Origin of the sequence: Amycolatopsis albidoflavus (genome assembly GCF_039525725.1) — a bacterium.
Lineage (GTDB): Bacteria > Actinomycetota > Actinomycetes > Mycobacteriales > Pseudonocardiaceae > Amycolatopsis > Amycolatopsis albidoflava.
This window is the reverse complement of the sequence record NZ_BAAAHV010000022.1, coordinates 373,462-391,101: the sequence shown is the minus strand read 5'-3', so window position 1 is coordinate 391,101 and position 17,640 is coordinate 373,462. Positions and strand designations below refer to the sequence as shown.

General features: G+C 70.1%; 19 protein-coding genes. 2 read left to right on the top strand and 17 right to left on the bottom strand.

What is annotated here, in order from left to right:
- Positions 1-195: 195 nt before the first annotated feature.
- From ABD156_RS34965 to ABD156_RS34930, 8 genes are all read right to left on the bottom strand, one after another.
- Positions 196-801 (bottom strand): response regulator, encoded by a 606-nt coding sequence (locus ABD156_RS34965; RefSeq protein WP_344284019.1) that lies wholly within the window; start codon positions 799-801, stop codon positions 196-198.
- Positions 798-2,027, bottom strand: a complete 1,230-nt coding sequence (locus ABD156_RS34960) for a sensor histidine kinase (protein ID WP_344284016.1) — start codon at positions 2,025-2,027, stop codon at positions 798-800. The genes ABD156_RS34965 and ABD156_RS34960 overlap by 4 nt, the downstream gene beginning before the upstream one ends.
- 23 nt (positions 2,028-2,050) lie before the next feature.
- Positions 2,051-2,791 carry an ABC transporter permease gene (locus ABD156_RS34955; protein WP_344284013.1) on the bottom strand — a complete coding sequence of 247 codons (741 nt, stop codon included), beginning with the start codon at positions 2,789-2,791 and terminating at the stop codon, positions 2,051-2,053.
- Positions 2,788-3,717, bottom strand: a complete 930-nt coding sequence (locus ABD156_RS34950) for an ABC transporter ATP-binding protein (protein ID WP_344284010.1) — start codon at positions 3,715-3,717, stop codon at positions 2,788-2,790. The genes ABD156_RS34955 and ABD156_RS34950 overlap by 4 nt, the downstream gene beginning before the upstream one ends.
- Positions 3,718-3,878: 161 nt before the next feature.
- Positions 3,879-5,267, bottom strand: a complete 1,389-nt coding sequence (locus ABD156_RS34945; RefSeq protein WP_344284007.1) for a glycine--tRNA ligase — start codon at positions 5,265-5,267, stop codon at positions 3,879-3,881.
- An 85-nt stretch (positions 5,268-5,352) separates the two neighbouring features.
- Positions 5,353-6,012, bottom strand: a complete 660-nt coding sequence (locus tag ABD156_RS34940; RefSeq protein ID WP_344284004.1) for a class F sortase — start codon at positions 6,010-6,012, stop codon at positions 5,353-5,355.
- Positions 6,013-6,206: 194 nt separating this feature from the next.
- Positions 6,207-6,842 (bottom strand): class F sortase, encoded by a 636-nt coding sequence (locus tag ABD156_RS34935; RefSeq protein ID WP_344284001.1) that lies wholly within the window; start codon positions 6,840-6,842, stop codon positions 6,207-6,209.
- Positions 6,843-6,845: 3 nt separating this feature from the next.
- Entirely contained in the window at positions 6,846-7,955 is a 1,110-nt protein-coding gene (locus ABD156_RS34930; protein ID WP_344283998.1) for a hypothetical protein, read from the bottom strand.
- 989 nt (positions 7,956-8,944) lie between these two features.
- Here ABD156_RS34930 and ABD156_RS34925 point away from each other — a divergent pair.
- Both ABD156_RS34925 and ABD156_RS34920 read left to right on the top strand, forming a co-directional pair.
- Complete coding sequence (locus tag ABD156_RS34925) at positions 8,945-9,265, top strand: ArsR/SmtB family transcription factor (protein WP_344285314.1); 321 nt, start codon at positions 8,945-8,947, stop codon at positions 9,263-9,265.
- A gap of 2 nt (positions 9,266-9,267) precedes the next feature.
- Positions 9,268-9,681: a Fur family transcriptional regulator gene (locus tag ABD156_RS34920; RefSeq protein ID WP_344283995.1), complete on the top strand. Its 414-nt coding sequence runs from the start codon at positions 9,268-9,270 to the stop codon at positions 9,679-9,681.
- Between the two features lie 545 nt (positions 9,682-10,226).
- Here ABD156_RS34920 and ABD156_RS34915 read toward each other — a convergent pair.
- The 9 genes from ABD156_RS34915 to ABD156_RS34875 all read right to left on the bottom strand — a co-directional run bounded on the left by ABD156_RS34915 (position 10,227) and on the right by ABD156_RS34875 (position 17,583).
- The gene (locus ABD156_RS34915; protein WP_344283992.1) at positions 10,227-10,979 is read right to left on the bottom strand and encodes a TIGR03943 family putative permease subunit; all 753 of its coding nucleotides are present in this window, start codon (positions 10,977-10,979) and stop codon (positions 10,227-10,229) included.
- On the bottom strand, positions 10,976-11,995 hold the full coding sequence (locus tag ABD156_RS34910) for a permease (protein ID WP_344283989.1): 1,020 nt from the start codon (positions 11,993-11,995) through the stop codon (positions 10,976-10,978). Before ABD156_RS34910 ends, ABD156_RS34915 begins: the two co-directional genes overlap by 4 nt.
- Positions 11,996-12,873: 878 nt before the next feature.
- Positions 12,874-13,293: a YbjN domain-containing protein gene (locus ABD156_RS34905; protein WP_037813576.1), complete on the bottom strand. Its 420-nt coding sequence runs from the start codon at positions 13,291-13,293 to the stop codon at positions 12,874-12,876.
- Positions 13,290-14,108, bottom strand: coding sequence for an isoprenyl transferase (locus tag ABD156_RS34900; protein ID WP_344283983.1), 819 nt, complete (start codon positions 14,106-14,108; stop codon positions 13,290-13,292). The genes ABD156_RS34905 and ABD156_RS34900 overlap by 4 nt, the downstream gene beginning before the upstream one ends.
- A gap of 26 nt (positions 14,109-14,134) precedes the next feature.
- Positions 14,135-14,911 carry a DNA repair protein RecO gene (recO, locus tag ABD156_RS34895; protein WP_344283980.1) on the bottom strand — a complete coding sequence of 259 codons (777 nt, stop codon included), beginning with the start codon at positions 14,909-14,911 and terminating at the stop codon, positions 14,135-14,137.
- Positions 14,912-14,960: 49 nt separating this feature from the next.
- Positions 14,961-15,428 (bottom strand): CD225/dispanin family protein, encoded by a 468-nt coding sequence (locus ABD156_RS34890; RefSeq protein ID WP_344283977.1) that lies wholly within the window; start codon positions 15,426-15,428, stop codon positions 14,961-14,963.
- Between the two features lie 54 nt (positions 15,429-15,482).
- On the bottom strand, positions 15,483-16,625 hold the full coding sequence (locus tag ABD156_RS34885) for an RDD family protein (protein ID WP_344283974.1): 1,143 nt from the start codon (positions 16,623-16,625) through the stop codon (positions 15,483-15,485).
- Positions 16,626-16,807: 182 nt separating this feature from the next.
- Positions 16,808-17,257 carry a DUF2752 domain-containing protein gene (locus ABD156_RS34880; RefSeq protein WP_344283971.1) on the bottom strand — a complete coding sequence of 150 codons (450 nt, stop codon included), beginning with the start codon at positions 17,255-17,257 and terminating at the stop codon, positions 16,808-16,810.
- Positions 17,254-17,583, bottom strand: coding sequence for a CD225/dispanin family protein (locus ABD156_RS34875; RefSeq protein WP_344283968.1), 330 nt, complete (start codon positions 17,581-17,583; stop codon positions 17,254-17,256). Before ABD156_RS34875 ends, ABD156_RS34880 begins: the two co-directional genes overlap by 4 nt.
- Positions 17,584-17,640: the final 57 nt, after the last annotated feature.

Sequence of the window (17,640 nt, the reverse complement as noted above, 5' to 3'; positions counted from 1 at the left end):
CGCGCGGTTCTGGGTGCATCTCCTACGCCCGTCACGCCTTCGACGCGTTCGCGCGCCAATGTGGCCTTTGGCGCGCGAACGCACTCGACGCGGCGCTGGGGCGTTCACGGCACTCAGCGCGGCTTTCGGAGCGGCTTTCGGCGCGTCCACACACCCCATGCCGCACCGAGGTTCTCGCCGGGAAACCGCGCGCCCCTAAAGCCAGCCGCGTTCCTCCGACAACCGCACCGCCTCCGCCCGGGTGCGCGCGCCCGTCTTCCCGATCGCCGACGACAGATGGTTGCGCACCGTTCCGTCGGACAGGAAAAGGGATTTCGCGATATCCGCCACCGTGCTTCCGTCCTTCGCCGCGCTGAGCACGTCGCGTTCCCGGGCAGTCAGCGGACTCGTCCCGGTGGCGAGCGATTCCGCGGCCAGCGCCGGGTCGACCACTCGCAGTCCACTGTGGACTCGACGCACCGCCTCGACGAGCTGTTCCGGCGGCGCGTCCTTCACCACGAACCCGGCCGCGCCCGCCGCCATCGCCCGGGCCAGGTAGCCGGGGCGGCCGAACGTCGTGCAGATGATCACCCGGCACGCCGGCAGCGCGGTTTTCAGCTCGGCCGCCGCGGTGAGGCCGTCCATGCCGGGCATCTGCACGTCGAGCAGCGCGACGTCCGGCGCCGTTTCCTTCGCCGCGGCCACCACCTCGTCGCCGTTGCCGACCTGGCCCACGACCTCGATGTCGGCTTCCAGGCCGAGCACGGTGGCCAGCGCCCCGCGCACCATCGCCTGGTCGTCGGCCAGCAGCACCCGGATCACGCCAGTCCTCCAGCGGGTTCGGCCCGCACCGCGACGGCGGATCCGTCCGGGCTCGGCTCCGGGACTTCGGCCCGGACGACCCATCCTCCCCCCGGCCGCACCCGCGTCGTCACCGTGCCCCCGATCGCGGCCAGCCGTTCGGACAATCCCCGCAATCCATTGCCCGGCGTGACCTCCCCCGTGGCGCAGCCGTTGTCCTCGATCTCCATCCAGTCGCTGCCCAGCCGCACCTTCACCGACTTCGCGCCGGAATGCCGCAGCACGTTGGTGATCGCCTCGCGCAGCACGTAGCCGAACGTGCTGTGCAACTCCGCGCGCACGGTGTCTACCGCGTGCGGCAGCTCGGCGTCGATCTCCGCCGCGCGCAACGCCGCCCGCGCCCCGGCGATCTCCGCGGCCAGCGACACCTCCCGGTACTCCGTCACCGTCGCGCGCACATCCGACAGCGCCGAACGGCTCAGCCCCTCGACCTCGCGGATCTCCTGCACCGCCCGGCCGATGTCGCCGGAGCTTTCCAATACCCGCCGCGCCAGTCCGGACTTGACGGTGATCGTGGTCAGGCTGTGCCCGAGCAGATCGTGCAGATCCCGGGCGACCCGCTCGCGTTCGCTGGCGACCGCGAGCGTCGCGATTTCCTTGTTCGCCAGCTCCAGCCGCCGGATCGCCCGGATCAGGTTGGACATGAAGAACATCGCCGACGTGACCGAGACGACCGTGATCACGTCGGAGACGTGCTCGGACAGATCCCCGCGCAGCCACAGGACCAGCACCAGCAGGCCCATCGCCGTTCCGTTGAAGATCACCGACCACGCGGCCGGGAACAGGAAGGCAAGCGTAGCGGTGGCGTAGAGCAGGACGTACGGGTTGGCATCGGTGGCGAGCGCGCACGCCAGGCCCAGCACCAGCATGACCCCGCCGAACCAGAGCTTCACCCGCCGGGGCTTGCCGAAGACCACTGGAAACACCGCGTAGCAGGCACAGTAGGAGTAGACCAGCACGCCGAGCAGGATCCGGACCCACAGCGGCCCGGAGTCCACGACCAGTCCGCGGGTCGCCGGGATCAGGAACGGCAGCACGAACGCCACGGCGAAGATCGGCCAGCCGATCTTGTGCGGCCCGCGTCCCGGGCGCACCGGCGGATCGTCCCACCAGGACGCCCGGTCGTTGAGCCCGAACCGGTGCGTGGCGGGGTCGCCGGTCGTCGCCTCTCGGCCGAGTGGCCACACGTCGTTCTTCCTTCCCCGCCCGGTCAAACCCGAGCGCTGTCCTTACGGTATCGCCTGACCACGACAATCCCGAGCGCCAGCGTCCACGCGCCCAGCACGCCGATCGCCGTCGGCAAGCTCACGAGCAGCTGATTCGTCACTGCGGGCCGGGCCAGTCCGAGGACCCAGTAGGTCGGCATGATCTGCGCGACGTCGTGCATCCAGGACGGCATGCCCTCCAGCGGGATCCAGAGCCCGCCGAGGAAACCCATGCCGAGGGTGACGATCATGCTGATCGGCTGCATCGACTCCGGCGTGCCGAACTGGCCCAGCAGCAGTCCGAGCAGCACCAGCGGGATGGTGCCGAGGAAAACGCCGAGGAAGACGCGCAGCCAGCCCGCCGGGTCGAGGTGCACGCCCTGGGAGAAGGCCGCGATAGCCGGGACCAGGATCAGCGCGGGCAGCCCGGCGAGCATCCCGGAAAGCGCTTTGCCGCCGAGGTAGCCCGCGCCCGACAGCGGGGTCAGCCGCAGCTGCCGCTGCCAGCCGCCCGCCCGCTCGATCGCGAGCCGGGCGCCGTTCGTGGTGGCCGCGGCGAAGGTGCCGAACGTCATCATGTTGACCATGATCACGCCCGCGACCGCGACGTGGTCCGGCGCGGATTTGTCGGTGAACACCGTGGCCTGCAACAGGAACATGATGACCGGGAAGGCCACGACGAAGATCAGGAACCGCGGCGAGCGGAACAGCCTGCGGGTTTCGACGACCAGGTAGGCGGGGTTCATCGGACTGCTTCTTCCGTTTCGTCGGAGGTCAGGGAAAGGAACGCGCCTTCGAGGCCGACCGCGCCGATCTCGATGTCGTGCACGGCCGGGACGGCGGCGAGCAGCGCGCGCAAGGTGGTGTCGGAGTCCGAACTGGACAGTGCGACGCGTTCGCCGCGCAGTTCGAAGGACGTGACCGCGGGCAGCGTCGAAACGAGCTGATCGCTGACCCCGGCCGGAAGCACCGCGCGAATCGTGCGGCCGCCGGCGAGCGCGCGGACCTCCGCGACAGACCCGTCGGCGACGACCTCCCCGGCCCGCATCAGCACCACCCGGTCGGCGAATTCTTCCGCCTCTTCGAGGTAATGGGTCGCGAAGAGCACGGTGCGGCCGGTATCAGTGAAGGAGTACATCGACTTCCAGAACTCGCGCCTGCTGCCGACGTCCATCGCCGCGGTCGGCTCGTCGAGCACGAGCAGATCGGGATCGGACACCAGCGCGACCGCGAACCGCACGCGCTGCTTCTGGCCGCCGGAAAGCTTGTTGGCCCGCCGGTCGGCGATGTCCTCGACGCCGGCGCTGCGCAGCGCGTCGCGCACCGGCATCGGACGGCCGTGCAGTTTCGCGACGAGGCCGACAGTTTCGCGCACGGTCAAGTCGTCCAGCAGCGTGCCGCCCTGCAGCATCGCGCCGATCATCCCGGCGCGCACCGCGTCGGCGGGTGTCTGGCCGAACACCGAAACGGTGCCCTCGTCGGGTTTGGTGAGCCCCAGAATCATGTCGACGGTGGTCGATTTGCCCGCCCCGTTGGGTCCGAGCAGCGCCACCACTTCCCCCGGCGCGATGGTCAGGTCGACGTGCTTGACCGCGCGCACGTCGCCGTAGCGCTTCGCGATCCCGCCCAGCCGGATCGCCGCCCCCGCCGCGATTGCCTGTGTGTTGTCCATGGCTTGAAGCGTGCCGCGCCGAGGGGGCCGGTACGCAGGCCGAGCGTCACGACCCGACCGTGACAAGTGTCAGGGGTGCCGGTGGGTGCCGGGGGTGAAATGCCGGACGGCCCTCCCCCCGTTGCGCGGGAAAGGGCCGTCCGGAAGGGTTTTCGCGTCCGTCAGCAGCCGAGCAGACGACCGGCCAGGTACGACTCGACCTGGTCGATCGAGATGCGCTCCTGGCTCATGCTGTCGCGCTCGCGCACCGTCACCGCGTTGTCCTCGAGGGTGTCGAAGTCGACCGTGACGCAGTACGGCGTGCCGATCTCGTCCTGGCGGCGGTACCGGCGGCCGATCGCCTGGGCGTCGTCGAAGTCGACGTTCCAGTGCTTGCGCAGCCGCGCGGCCAGGTCGCGTGCCTTCGGCGACAGGTCGGCGTTGCGCGACAGCGGCAGCACCGCGGCCTTGAACGGCGCGAGCCGCGGGTCGAGGTGCAGCACGGTGCGCTTGTCGGTGCCGCCCTTGGCGTTCGGCACCTCTTCCTCGTCGTACGCGTCGACCAGGAACGCCATCATCGAACGGCCGACGCCCGCGGCGGGCTCGATCACGAACGGCCGGTAGCGCTGGCCCGATGCCTGGTCGAAGAACGACAGGTCCACGCCCGAGTGGTTCGAGTGCGTGGTCAGGTCGAAGTCGGTGCGGTTGGCGATGCCTTCCAGCTCGCCCCACTCCTGGCCCGCGTTGAACGCGAACCGGTACTCGATGTCGACGGTGCGCTTCGCGTAGTGCGAGAGCTTTTCCTTCGGGTGCTCGAAGTGGCGCAGGTTCTCGGCCTTGATGCCGAGGTCCTTGTACCAGTCGGTGCGCGCGTCGATCCAGTACTGGTGCCACTGCTCGTCGTCGCCCGGCTCGACGAAGAACTCCATCTCCATCTGCTCGAACTCGCGGGTGCGGAAGATGAAGTTGCCCGGCGTGATCTCGTTGCGGAAGGACTTGCCGATCTGGCCGATGCCGAACGGCGGCTTCTTGCGCGAGGCCTTCTGCACGTTGAGGAAGTTCACGAAGATGCCCTGCGCGGTCTCCGGCCGGAGATAGTGCAGGCCTTCCTCGGACTCGACCGGGCCGAGGTGCGTCTTCAGCATCATGTTGAAGTCGCGCGGCTCGGTGTACTTGCCGCGAGTGCCGCAGTTCGGGCACGGCACCTCGGACAGGTCGTCCTCGGTGGTCGCCTTGCCGGTGCGCGCCTCGAAGTCCTCGGCGAGCTGGTCGGCGCGGAACCGCTTGTGGCACGAAAGGCACTCGATCAGCGGGTCGGTGAACACGTTCACGTGCCCCGAGGCGACCCAGACCTGGCGCGGCAGGATCACCGACGAGTCGATGCCGACGACGTCTTCGCGGCTCTGCACGACGGTCTTCCACCACTGGCGCTTGATGTTGTCCTTCAGCTCAACGCCGAGCGGCCCGTAGTCCCACGCCGACTTGGTGCCGCCGTAGATGTCTCCCGACGGGAAGACGAAGCCACGGTGCTTGCACAGGCTGACGACGGTTTCGATTTTGTTGGCGGGCACTCCACGCTCCGGACGCATGCGGGGACAGTTATCGGAAGGTCCAGCGTATCCGGCCGGTCCCTGGAGCCTCCGCGCAGGTCGGAGGTCACGAACGAGTGACCGGGGAGGCCGTCACGACCCGGTTGTCGTCGTAGCCCTCCTGGCCGCCGACGTAGTCGCCGCCGCACGTGACGAGCACCAGCCGGTGCGGGCCGTCGGGGTCGAAGAGTTTCGCGGATTCCGCGGCGAGGTCCGATTTGTGGATCGTGCGCGCCTCGTCGATCTTGTACTCCCACTGCTTGCCCGCGGTGTCGGTGACGGTGACGACCTGGCCCGCCTTCATCTTCCAGAGCTCCTGGAACGGCCCCGACTTGCCTGCCCAGTTGACGTGCCCGGACAGCAGCGTGACGCCACGGGCGGCCCCGAGGCCGGATCCCCACCAGGCCGCTTCGGCGAGGCTCTTCGGGATCGGCAGCGCGCCGTCGGCGCCGACCTCCTCGGCAATCAGCTTCGCCTGCCCGCCGCCGGGCAGCTTGACGGTGCCGGGGGTCTGCCCGGGGTCCGGCTGGGTGTTCCCGGCCTGGCTGTTTCCGGACTCGCCGGTGCCGGCCTGTGCGGTGCCGGTCTGCTGCTGCGGCTGCGCCACGTTGTCGTTGCCGGTGAAGAAGATCAGCACCGCGGCGATGACGGCTGCCACGACTACGACGGCCGCTGCGACGATCAGTGCGCCGCGTTTGCGTGCTGGTTGGGCCTGTGTCCCCTGCATCGTGCTCCCTGGTCTGGAGGTTTCTCCGGGGAGACATGCGGTGGGGCGGCGAAGGGGTTGCACTGATTTTCGCCGCGGTGGCGGGTTCCTTCGCGGCCTTGGTGCTCGCGTTTTCGGATGAGGGGACCCGTCACGCGGCCGATGTCCAAAGCTCAACGAGCCGTTCCAGCCCTGAACGGCGCGGGCCGACCGGCTCAGTCCGGCCGCGAGACCAGGTCCGCCGTGACGATCCGGTTCTCGTCGTAGCCCTCGGTGCCGCCGACGTAGTCGCCGCCGCAGGTGACCAGGACCAGGCGGTGCGGGCCGGTCTGGGCGAACCAGCCGGGGGCCTGCGCGGGCAACTGTTCCTTCGGGATCGTGGTCGCGCCGGTGACGCGGTAGAGCCAACGGCCGCCGGAGGCGTCGACGATGCTGACGTTGTCGCCAGTGTGGACGCGCCACAGGTCGTCGAAGGGTCCCTTCGCGCCGGCCCAGTTGACGTGTCCGGACAGCACCGCCGCGCCCTGCTGCGCGCCGAGACGGGCACCCCACCACGCGGCGTCGCTGAGGCCGCGCGGGATCGGCAGGATGCCTTTCTGGGTGATCTCGGTGCGCTTCAGCCGGGCCTCGGAGCCGTCGGGCAGCCGGATGCTGCCGGGGCGCTGCAGGCCGATCGCCTGGCCGTCCGAGGGCAGTTCGGCAGGCGCGCCGTCCTCGCCCGGCAGCGAGCCGGGCGGCGGGTCGGCGACGGCCGTGGTCGGAGCGGGCACCCAGGTCAGGACGATCACGCCGGCCGCGATCGCCAGGACGGCGATCACCGCCGACACGACCGTCAGCACGGTGCGCGGCATGGTCTATTCGCCGCGGGAACGGACGACCCGCGCCGCGCGGCGCCGGCCGAGCACGATCGCGACCGCGCCGAAGAGCAGACCGCCGCCGAGCAGGCCGAAGCCGAGCTGCAGGCGCAGGCCGTCGGACGGCGCGGCGGCCTGGGCGCCGAGGTAGCCCGCCGGGACCTCGGTGGGCACCGACGGCTGCTGCACCGTGCCCCCGCTGCCCGAGCCGTTGCCGGCCGCGGCGACGAAGTTCTTCGGGATCGAGCAGCTGACGCCGCCGAGCACCATGGTGGTCTGCACGTCGCTCAGCTTGGTGTCCTTGGCGTCGCGCGCGTGCGTGGTGATCTCGACGCGCCAGCCCGCCTGCGCGGTGACGTCGCCGGAGCGCCAGCCGTCCTGCTTGATCAGCTGGTCGAACGCGGAAACGCGGGACACGACGACGTCGGAGACGGTCTTGCCGGGGTCGCTCTGCGGCACGCTCGTGGGCGAGCCCATTTTGAGGCCGGTGACGCTGAGCGTCCCGTTGGCGGGCATCGCGACCTGCTTCAGCGCGTCGTCTTCGCCGCGCACCCAGACGCGGGCGGCCGTGGTGGAGCCGGTGACCTTGCCGGGGCCGGAGCAGTCGACCGAGCTGCGCGCGCCTTCGAGGACCAGCATCGTGTTGTCGAGCGACTTGAGCTTCTTGCGACCGAGGTCGCGCAGCGCGTAGTTCGTCTCCGCGACGGCGGTGGGCACGTGGGTGGTCTGCAGCGCGGCGACGACCTGGTGGTCGCGGCTCGCGATGCCGGCCGGGTACGGGCTGGTCGAGCTGTCGCCGTACTTGCCGAGGTCGATCTCGTAGTTCGGGCCGAAGCTGGAGCGCTCGCCCGCGTCCTTCGGCACCGCCACGCGGTCCGTGCCGAGCTGAGACTGGCCGGGGGTGAGCGGGGACCGCTGGGTTTCGGTGATCAGCGCGCCGCCGTGCTGCGGGTCGCCGCCGAGCCGGACGGACGCCACGTTGGCGAACGACACCGGCCCGGTCTTCTCATCGACGGCCTGCCCGGCCGGAGTCTGCGCCGCGGCGGCCGGAGCCAGGACGGGAAGTGCCACCAGGGCCGCCACCGCGGCCTTCGTCACGAAACGAGTCATGTCTCCCCACTGCCCTCCGGCAACCCCGAGCGATCCGCCACTGTACGAGACGCGACGAAACGCCCCCGCGACAACCTTGCACCGTCCGCCACGACTTGCGAAGCCGACAAGCCAAATCTTCCCGAACTCACCCGATCGGGTCACGCGGAAGGCTAGTCCCCTCGCGACCCGGCGATCACCGAACCCGGAGAAGGGAACACTACGATGGCGGCGACGGTTATCGGCAATGACATCCGGCTTCGGAAACGCCGCTCCCGACAGGCCACGGTTCGCGCCGTCGCCGCGCGTCGGGAACGGCGGGCGAGGCGGGCGGCGGGACGCGAGTGGAGGCAGCGATGAAGTCGGCACCTTCGAGCGCCCTGTCCGACGGCCTGGGGGCTGGATCTCCGGGCGTGGGGGCGGCTGGTTCGGCTGGGGTGGGCTCGGCTGGGACCGGCTCGGCTGGCGCGGGCTCAGCTGCCGCGAGTTCGGCCGGGGCGGGCTCGTCGGGTTCGGCTGAGGCAGGCTCAACCGGGGCAGGCTCGGCCGATTCGGCTGGCAAGGGCCCGGCTGCGACAGGCCCAGTCGGGGAAGGCTCAGCTGGCGCGAGTTCGGCCAGGGCGGACTCGGCGGGCTCGAATAGCGCAGGCTCGAACGGAGCGGGCTCGACCGCGTCGGCTGAGGCCGGGACTTCTGGACCGGCCGGGCAGCACGCAGGCCTGGCAGAGGCAGCCGCCGCAAGTTCAGCGGCGGCGGTCAGCGGTGGTGGCGCGACCGGCTCGGACCGCGCAGATGCGGGCGAGGCAACCACAGCACATCTGGCCACCGACGAGGCTTCTGCGGAGCACGCGGGCGCGGGCGCCGCGAGCTCGGCCACCACCGGGCGGGCCCCTTCGGAACCTGCGGACGAGCCGGTCGGCGGAGGGCAGGCGGAGCCGACTGCGGACCCGCCGCATCCCGTCGATGCGGGCGGAGCGGATGGCGTCCACGCGGGCGGTGCGAGCGGCTCAATCGGCCAGTCCCCCGGTTCCGGACCGGCGGTTCTTCCCTCGGGCGTGCTCGCCGACGCGGGCGAATTGCTCCGGGCGCTCGCCGCTCCGGTGCGGATCGCTATCGTGCTGCAGTTGCGGGAGGCGGACCGGTGCGTGCACGAACTCGTGGACGAACTCGACGTCGCCCAGCCGTTGATCAGCCAGCACCTGCGCGTCCTCAAGACGGCGGGCGTGGTGCAGGGCGAGCGGCGCGGTCGCGAGGTCGTCTACCGGCTGGTGGACGATCACCTGGCGCACATCGTCGTCGACGCGGTCGCCCACGTGCAGGAAGGGAAGTGACGATGTCCTCGGTCCCCAAGCCGGTCCCGGTGCCCGGCCGGCGTTCCACGAAGCAGCGTGCGGCGGTGGTCGACCTGCTCAGCACCGTCGACGACTTCCGTTCGGCCCAGGAACTGCACGACGAACTCCGCAAACGCGGCGACGGCATCGGCCTGACCACCGTCTACCGCACGCTGCAGTCGCTCTCCGAGGCGGGCGAGATCGACGTGCTGCGCACCGACTCCGGCGAGGCGATCTACCGCCGGTGCTCGTCGCACCACCACCATCACCTCGTCTGCCGCGTGTGCGGGCGCACGGTGGAGGTCGAGGGTCCCGCGGTGGAACGCTGGGCGGAGAAAATCGCGGCGGACCACGGGTTCACCGAGATCAGCCACACCGTGGAGATCACCGGCACCTGCGCCGAACACTCGAGCTGACCGCGCCGGGGCCGTGGCTGCCTCTGGCCGGGGCGCTCCGGCTCGGCGAGTACGCGAGCTGCCGACCATGGCGGCGAACTGCTCGGCAGCGGGCCGGAACTCGCAGGGTGATCGAGTACGCGAGCGGGTCCCCAGGACAGCGAGCGCAGTGTTCGGGACGCTCCCGGATTGCCGTCTGGTTGGCGAGCCGGTCCCTTCGGACTAGCAGTACTGCCGCATCTGGCCGCTGGGCAGCAGAGCCGACTCGGTTCGGCGGCGAAACCGTTTCGGCTCTGGGAGGAGCGGGGCTCGTCACGGGTCCGGAGCACGCTTCCGGCAAGCGGGGCCGCCGCGAGGGCGGCTGGCCGCAGGGGTTTCGCAACTCTGAGCAACTCCGGGCTGACCGCGGTCAGGTTCCGTTCGGGAGCCGTCTCAAGCCGGGGGCTTGAGCGAGCGCTCGAAGCAGAACCGCTTCGGGATCGGTCGGTGAGGCTCAGGTGCACCGGGCGGGTAGGCGCGGCGGGCCGCGTTCCGAGGACGTCGAGTCCAAGGGGGCGTCGCTCTTTTCAGTATTCATACGGATCCTTCGGCGCGGTGATCCGCTCGACTGTCACCGGGACCAGGTCCGGTGTGTAGCTGTTGGCTTCGGTCGCCGTGCCCGGGACGACTTGGCCTGCGACGCGCAGCCAGGTGTCGCTCGGGAAGCGGTCAGCGTCGCCGCCTTTGAGGTGCACGGTGACGGGGGCCGCGTCGGCTGCGCAGCAACTGATCACCAGGCGGGCCAACAGGGTTTGGCCTCCGGTGTGGACGACGAACCCGGAGATTTCGACGGTGCGTCCGTTCATGGTGCCGTTGGCGTCCCAGCCCGCACGCGTGACTACCTGGTTCATCGCCATCGGCACCACTGCCCCGGCAGGCAGCGGCGGGAACGCGGCTGCGGACGTGGTCGCGGCGCTGGCGGGCAGGCGTGCTTCGGTGCGGGTGACCGAATCCGCGCCGAGAGCGGGTGGTGCGACGAGGAATACCGCCAGTACCGGGACGACCAGCAGCCAGGCGGAGCGCGCCGGGTGATGGTGGTGGCCGTGTGCGTCTGGATGGTCGGCGGTTTCGGATTCTTGGGCTGCTTTTGCCGCGGCGCGCGCGGCCGTGATGTCGCGGATGATGGCTGTCGCGCCTAGCACCAGCATTACCGCGCCGCCTGCGATGATCCATGGCTGCTGGGCTGGTTTTACGTAGCGCAGGTAGTCGCCGTTGAGCGCGATCTTCACGAGGGCGCCGCCCAGGAGGATCAGCAGCACGTTTTGGGTTTCGCGCCTCATCGGACTCCTCCGAGGAAGATCACGCCCGCGACGGTGCCGCAGGCGATCGCCACCACGAAGGTGACCGGGGCGAACCGGGCGGCGAAGGATCGGCCGAAAGTGCCTGTCTGCAGGGCGAAAAGCTTGACGTCGACGGCGGGGCCGACCACCAGGAACACCAGCTTCGGCAGCAAGGGCACGGCGGTGAGGGAAGCGGCGACGAAGGCGTCGGCCTCACTGCACAGCGCGAGGACTACGGCCAGCACCGCCATCACTACGACACCGACGATTACCTGTCCGGACAACACTTCGAACCACTTCGCGGGCACGAGAACGTTGAGGGAAGCGGAAATCAGTGCGCCGAGGACGAGGAAACCTCCGGCTTCCACGAGATCGGTGCGGGCGGTTTCGGTGAAGACGCGCCATCGCTGTCCTGGTTGGACGTCGGGCAGCCGGCGCAGCGCTCGTTCGGTGATCCAGGACAGTTTGCCCCAGCGGGCCCAGATCCAGCCCATCACCATCGCGGTGGCGAGCGAGCCGGCGAACCGCGCGAACACCATTTCCGGGCGGCCGGGGAAAGCGACCGCGGTGGCCACCAGCACCACCGGGTTCACCGCGGGTGCGGCGAGCAGGAAGGTGAGCGCGGCGGCGGGCGCGACGCCTTGGCCGATCAACCGGCGCGCCACGGGAACCGACGCGCATTCGCAGCCGGGCAGAGCGACTCCGGCCAGCCCGGCGACGCCGACCGCGGCCGACGCTCTCCTCGGCAGCACCCGTTCCAGCGCGCGGGCGGGCACGAAGGCGGCGATGGCGCCGCTGATCAGCACGCCGAGCACGAGAAACGGCAGCGCCTGCACGCACACCGCGACGAAGACGGTGGACCCGGTGCGCAGCGCGGGCACGTCGAAGAGGTCCTGGAGCTTGCTTTGCGCGAGGACAGCCACGAGCAATACGGCGCACAGGATCTCGATGGAGCTGATTCGGAACCGCCGCGTGCGGGGGCGCTCCTCGGCGGCGTTGTTGGAAAGGGTTTCCACGAAGGCGATGATGCCAGCCGGGTCCGACAGAACCCCAGCCGCCGGTGTCGCGAGGGGTCCCCTCGCGCCGGTTTTGCGTGAATGTCACCCGATTGGGAGGGAGGAAGGGGCGGAATCGGGCGGGCGGCGAGAGGTTGGAGAGCGCGGGGGGCGGGTGGAGTGGTTTGGACGGAAGGGGTTGGCAGCGAAGGGGAATACGGAACGGGGCACGAAGCGAAACTGCCTGCGCGGAGAAAGTCGGCAGCGAAGGGACACTTCGGGCAAGTGGGAGGGGCTGGGGACTCAGCGCGGGGCCGGAACCAAGGTCGGCCGCGCGCTAGCAGACGACGAGCCGTCGGCAGACTCAACCAATCGCGAAACTCGGCCCGGAGCCCGTACCAAAGTCGGCCGCGAACTAGCAGACGGCAAGCCAACGGCGGGCTCAACGCGGACCCGGACCCAAGGTCCGCCGCCAGCTAGCAGACGACGAACCAGCAGCGGACTCAACCAATCGAGACACTCAACCCGGAGGCCGAACCAAACTCGGCCGCCAGCCAGCAGACAACGAGCCAGTAGCGGACTCAACGAATCGCGAAACTCAACCCAGCCAGGGAGATCCGCGATGCGGGAGAAGCAAACGCAGGTGAGGCATCAGCGACCTCCGCGCGCGGCCAAGGCCAGCCAGGACTCGAAACATGGTTCGGCTAAGGAGATTCGCCAGCGAGGGATCAGCGACGCTCACAGGCGAAGTCGATCACGCAGCGAACAGCCGCGAGACAGCGAGGACAGCGAAGACCGCGCAGGCAACACCCCAGCGCTCAGACAGAAACCCAGCTCAGGACTCCGCGCCAAGCAGACAACCAAGCAGGCAACACGTCGCTCCCCAGACAGAAGCCGCCTCAGGCCTCGACCCCAGGCAACTCCGTGCGCAGCTGCGAAGCGGTGGAAACCACCAGCATCAGCAACGTCCCCAACGGCGACGGGTCCATCCCCTCCGCCGGGAACGCGTACCGCAGCGTCACGTCCACCCCGCGCTCAGTGTGGCCGACGCCCAACGTCCCGAACAGCCCCTGCCCGGCCCGCTCCGCGACCGCGACCGCCAGGGCCGGGTCGTCGGGCAGGTCCCAGGCCACCACGCAGGTCAGGCTCAGGACCGTCAGGCCGTCGGCGAGGCGGGTGGCCTGGATGACGCACGGGACGTCCGCATGAGAAAACGTGATCGCGCCGTCGTCGTCGACGTGGACTTCCAGGTAACGCTCCAGCGCCTCGCGCGCCCGGGTGAGCAGCGCTCCGGTCTCGGCGGCTTCCGCGGTGCTCATTTCGTGCTCCCTGCCTGGTCCACCGCGCCGCCGAACCGGCGGTCGCGCTTCGCGAAGTCGAGGCACGCCTGCCACAGGTGCGTCCGGTCGAAATCCGGGAACAGCGTGTCCTGGTAGACCATCTCCGCGTACGCCGATTGCCACACCAGGAAGTTCGACGTCCGCTGCTCCCCGGACGGGCGGAGGAACAGGTCGACGTCCGGCATTTCCGGCTGGTACAGGTACTTCCCGATGGTGCGCTCGTCGATCTTGTCCGGGTTGATCTTCCCCGCCGCGACGTCCTGGCCGATCCGGCGCATCGCGTCGCCGAGTTCGGCGCGGCCGCCGTAGTTGACGCACATGGTCATGTTGAGCTTGGTGTTGTTCTTGGTCTTCTCTTCGGCGATCTGCAGTTCCTTGATCACGCTGGCCCACAGCTTCGGCCGCCGGCCGGCCCAGCGGATGCGCACGCCGATCGAACCGAGGTAGTCGACCTGGCGGCGGATGGTGTCCCGGTTGAAGCCCATCAGGAACCGCACTTCCTCGGGGCTGCGCTTCCAGTTCTCCGTCGAGAACGCGTACACCGACAGCCACTTCACGCCGATCTCGACCGCGCCGCTCGCGACGTCGATCATCACGGCCTCGCCGCGTTTGTGGCCCTCGATCCGCGGCAGGCCGCGCTGGTTGGCCCAGCGGCCGTTGCCGTCCATGACGAGCGCGACGTGCTTCGGCACCAGGTCGGCCGGGATTTCCGGCGGTTTCGCGCCCGAGACATGCGGCTCCGGAGCCCGCAGCTCGTACCCCGCCGAGCGGGTCTCCCGTCCCCTGCGCAGCACTCGCGGCCTCCTGAAGAGTAGATTTCCTACCCGGCCGACCCTACTGGGCCGGGCCCGGCGGTCTCCCGGGCACGCCGCTCCACGAGCGGGAGCGAGCGCAGCTGCCGTTCCAGATGCCACTGCAGATGCGCCGCGACCAGGCCGGACGCGTCCCGGCGGGTGATTCCGGGCGACGATTCGGCGACCGCCCACTCCCCCTGCAGCAGCGCGTCCAGCAGGGTCAGCACCTCGGGCGAGGGATGCACCGAACCCGCGATGCGGCAGTCCGGGCACATCGAGCCGCCCGCGGCGACGTTGAACGCGGCGTGCGGGCCGGGCAGGCCGCAGCGGGCGCATTCGGTGATCGCCGGGGCCCAGCCCGCGTAGGCCATGGCCCGGAGGAAGAACGCGTCGAGCACCAGCGACGCGTCCCGCTGCCCGCCGGCCAAGGCTCGTAAAGCGCCCACGACCAGCAGGTACAGCTTCAGAACCGGTTCGCCCTCTTCGGCCGAGAGCCGGTCCGCGGTTTCCGCGATCGCGGACGCCGCGGTGTAGCGCTGGTAGTCGGCCACCAGCGGCAGGGCGAACGCGTCGACGGTCTCGACCTGGGTGATGACGTCGAGCGTCCGTCCGGGATAGAACTGCACGTCCACGTGCCCGAACGGCTCCAGCCGGGCCCCGAACCGCGACGACGTGCGCCGCACGCCCTTCGCGACAGCCCGGACCTTGCCGTGCCGCCTCGTGAGCAGGGTGACGATCCGGTCGGCCTCGCCCAGCTTGTGCGTGCGCAGCACCACCCCGGTGTCGCGGTAGAGGTTCACCACCCCGACATCGTCCCACTCGGGAGGCGATGCCGGGGCGGGACACCCTGGTTCAGCAGTAGCTGCCGGTGCAGTAGTAGCTGTGCACCTCGGACGCGGCCACGAGGCTGATGATGATCATGATGATCGCGAACACCCAGCCGAGCGCGCCGATGATGGTGGCGACGAGGCACAGCGTGCGCGTCGTCTGCGACGACTGCTGGGCCATCGCGTAGTTGCCCTGCATCTTGTACGTCTGGACTTCGTTCGACTTCATGATCGCGAAGATCGCGACGATCCACATCAGGAAGATGCAGCCGATCGCCCAGCCCTTGTAGTCCTTGATGGCGCTCATGTCGCCGCCGGGCTGGCCGCCGTAAGCGGGCTGGCCGTACGGCGCGGGCTGGCCGTAGGGCTGCTGCGGGTACGGCTGCGCCGGCGTCGCGCCGGACTGCGGGTACGGCTGCTGCCCGTAGGGCTGCTGCGGCTGGCCGCCGTAGGGCTGCTGGGGCTGCTGCGGCTGGCCGTAGGGATTGGTCATCTGGGTTCCCCCGAGTTTCTCGTGCTTACCGTGCTTTCCGTGATCCGGTGCGGATCAGGACTGTGCCGGACCGGGCTCCGGTGTTTCCGGCTTGATCATCTGCGTCGCTTCCGGCTCGCCTGCCGGCTTCACGACCTGGGTGCGCTCGGCGGCGCCGAACGCTTCGGACGGCGATTGCCGGGGTGCGGCCGGGCGCACGACCTGGGTCGGCTCGGGCTGCTCGAACGCCGTGGGACCCGGCTGCTGCGGCGATGCTCCGGCACCCGGCGCGGCGGGCGGCTGCCCGAATCCCGGCTGCGGCTGACCTGGCTGGCCGAACGCGGGCTGCGGTTGAACCGGCTGCCCGAACGCGGGCTGCGGCGGGACGCCCGGCTGCCCGAATCCTTGCTGCGGCGGAGTTCCGGGGACCGGCGGCTGGCCGTATCCCGATTGCGGAGCCCCGAATCCGCCTGGTGCGGCGGGAAATCCGGCGTTCGGCTGCGCGGGGAATCCGGCCGAGGCGGGCTGGCCGAACCCCGGCGCGGCACCTGGCTGGCCGGGGAAATCGCCTGGCTGACCGAATCCCGCCGGAGCACCCGGCTGTCCCGGGAAACCTCCCGGCTGGCCGGGCTGCCCGAAGCCGCCGGGCTGGCAGGGAAATCCGCTCTGCTGACCGAATGCCGCGCCCGGAGCGCCCGAGGGCGAGGGGTCGGCGGGCACCACGATCGTGCTCAGGATCTTGTCCGAGAACGTCTGCGCCTTGTCGTCCCACAGCGGCCACAGGTAACCGAGGGCGAACGCCATGCTGTCCAGCGCGTGCGCGAGGTCGCGGACGAACGCCATCCCGGCCCCGATCGGTTCGCCGGTGGCCTCGCTGACGAGTTTGATGCCGACGATCCGCTTGCCGAGCGACTGTCCCGTGTTGCCGCCGTTGATCCAGCGGTTGAAGACCGTCCAGGCGAGATTGCCGAGAATCGCCAGCAGGTAAACGATCGTGCCCGCGACACCGGACGCCATCGACACGAGCAGAGCGAGGACGATCCCGCCCAGGAGCGGGGCGAAGTCGATGAGATAGGCGCCGGCGCGCCGGCCCCAGTCCGCGTAGACCCGGGCGGGACCGTACGGCTGGGGGTAGCCCGGTGCCTGCTGTCCCGGCGGCGCGCCGAACGACGGTCCGCCTTGAGGCGGGCCGCCGGGCTGGCCGTAGGGATAGGTCATCGAGTGTCCCCCTCGTTCATGGTCTCGGCAGGCGAGTGCTGATCGCGGCCGCTGTGGACACGTCAGTGCGCGGGAGCGTACCTCGTTCATCCGGGCCGGGCCGAGCAGGTGTCCGCATCGGGTGACGCGGTGGACGCGACGGCCCCCGAACCAGTTCCTGGGACAGCGAAAACGGGGCTAACTCAGACAGACAGGCTGGTGAACGGGGCCAACGGAATGTTGCGCGCGACGAACCACAGCACGAACACGACCGCGACGACGTGCGGCGTCCAGCGCCAGTGCAACCAGGACCGCATCGCCCTTCCGCGCAGCCGTCCGATCGTCCAAGCCAGACCGCTCCACGCGAAGAGCGCGACGAACGCCAAAGCCACCGCGTTGTAGTGCAGTGCGGCGGAAAAATCGCCGTGCAGCACGCTGTAGGCCATGCGCATCCCGCCGCAGCCGGGGCAGTCGATGCCGAAAAGCAGCTTCGTCGGGCACACCGGGAGCGGGCCGCCGGGGGTGGTCGGATCGCCGAGCCACACCGCGACGCACGCCAGGCCGATCCCGCCAGCCGCGGCCGCGGGACCGGCGAGAGCCCTTGCCACCGCACGGGTTCCGCGCGCCGGCTGTCCGGTGTAGACGGTGCTCAACGGAACCAGAGCACGTGTCCGGCGAACACCAGGACGACGAGCGCGACGAGCACGTACAGCCCGATCAGGATCGCGATGCTGAGCGCCGACCACATCGCCCACTTGCGCGCCTCGTCCGCCGCGCGGTGCGCTTCGGCCGCGTATCCCTGGTACCACAGGGTGTTCACCTGGCTGGCCTTGACGATCGCGACGATCCCCAGCGGCAGGCAGCAGAACACGGTCGCGAGGATCGCCCACACCAGGTTGCTGTCCGGCGGCGGCGGGTACTGCGGCGGGTAGCCGTACGAAGGAGGGTACGGGCCCTGCGGCGGATACGGGCCGGTCATGCGGTCCCCCTGGACAAATCGGATACGGTTCGGCCTGACGCTACCTTCCCGCGCCGC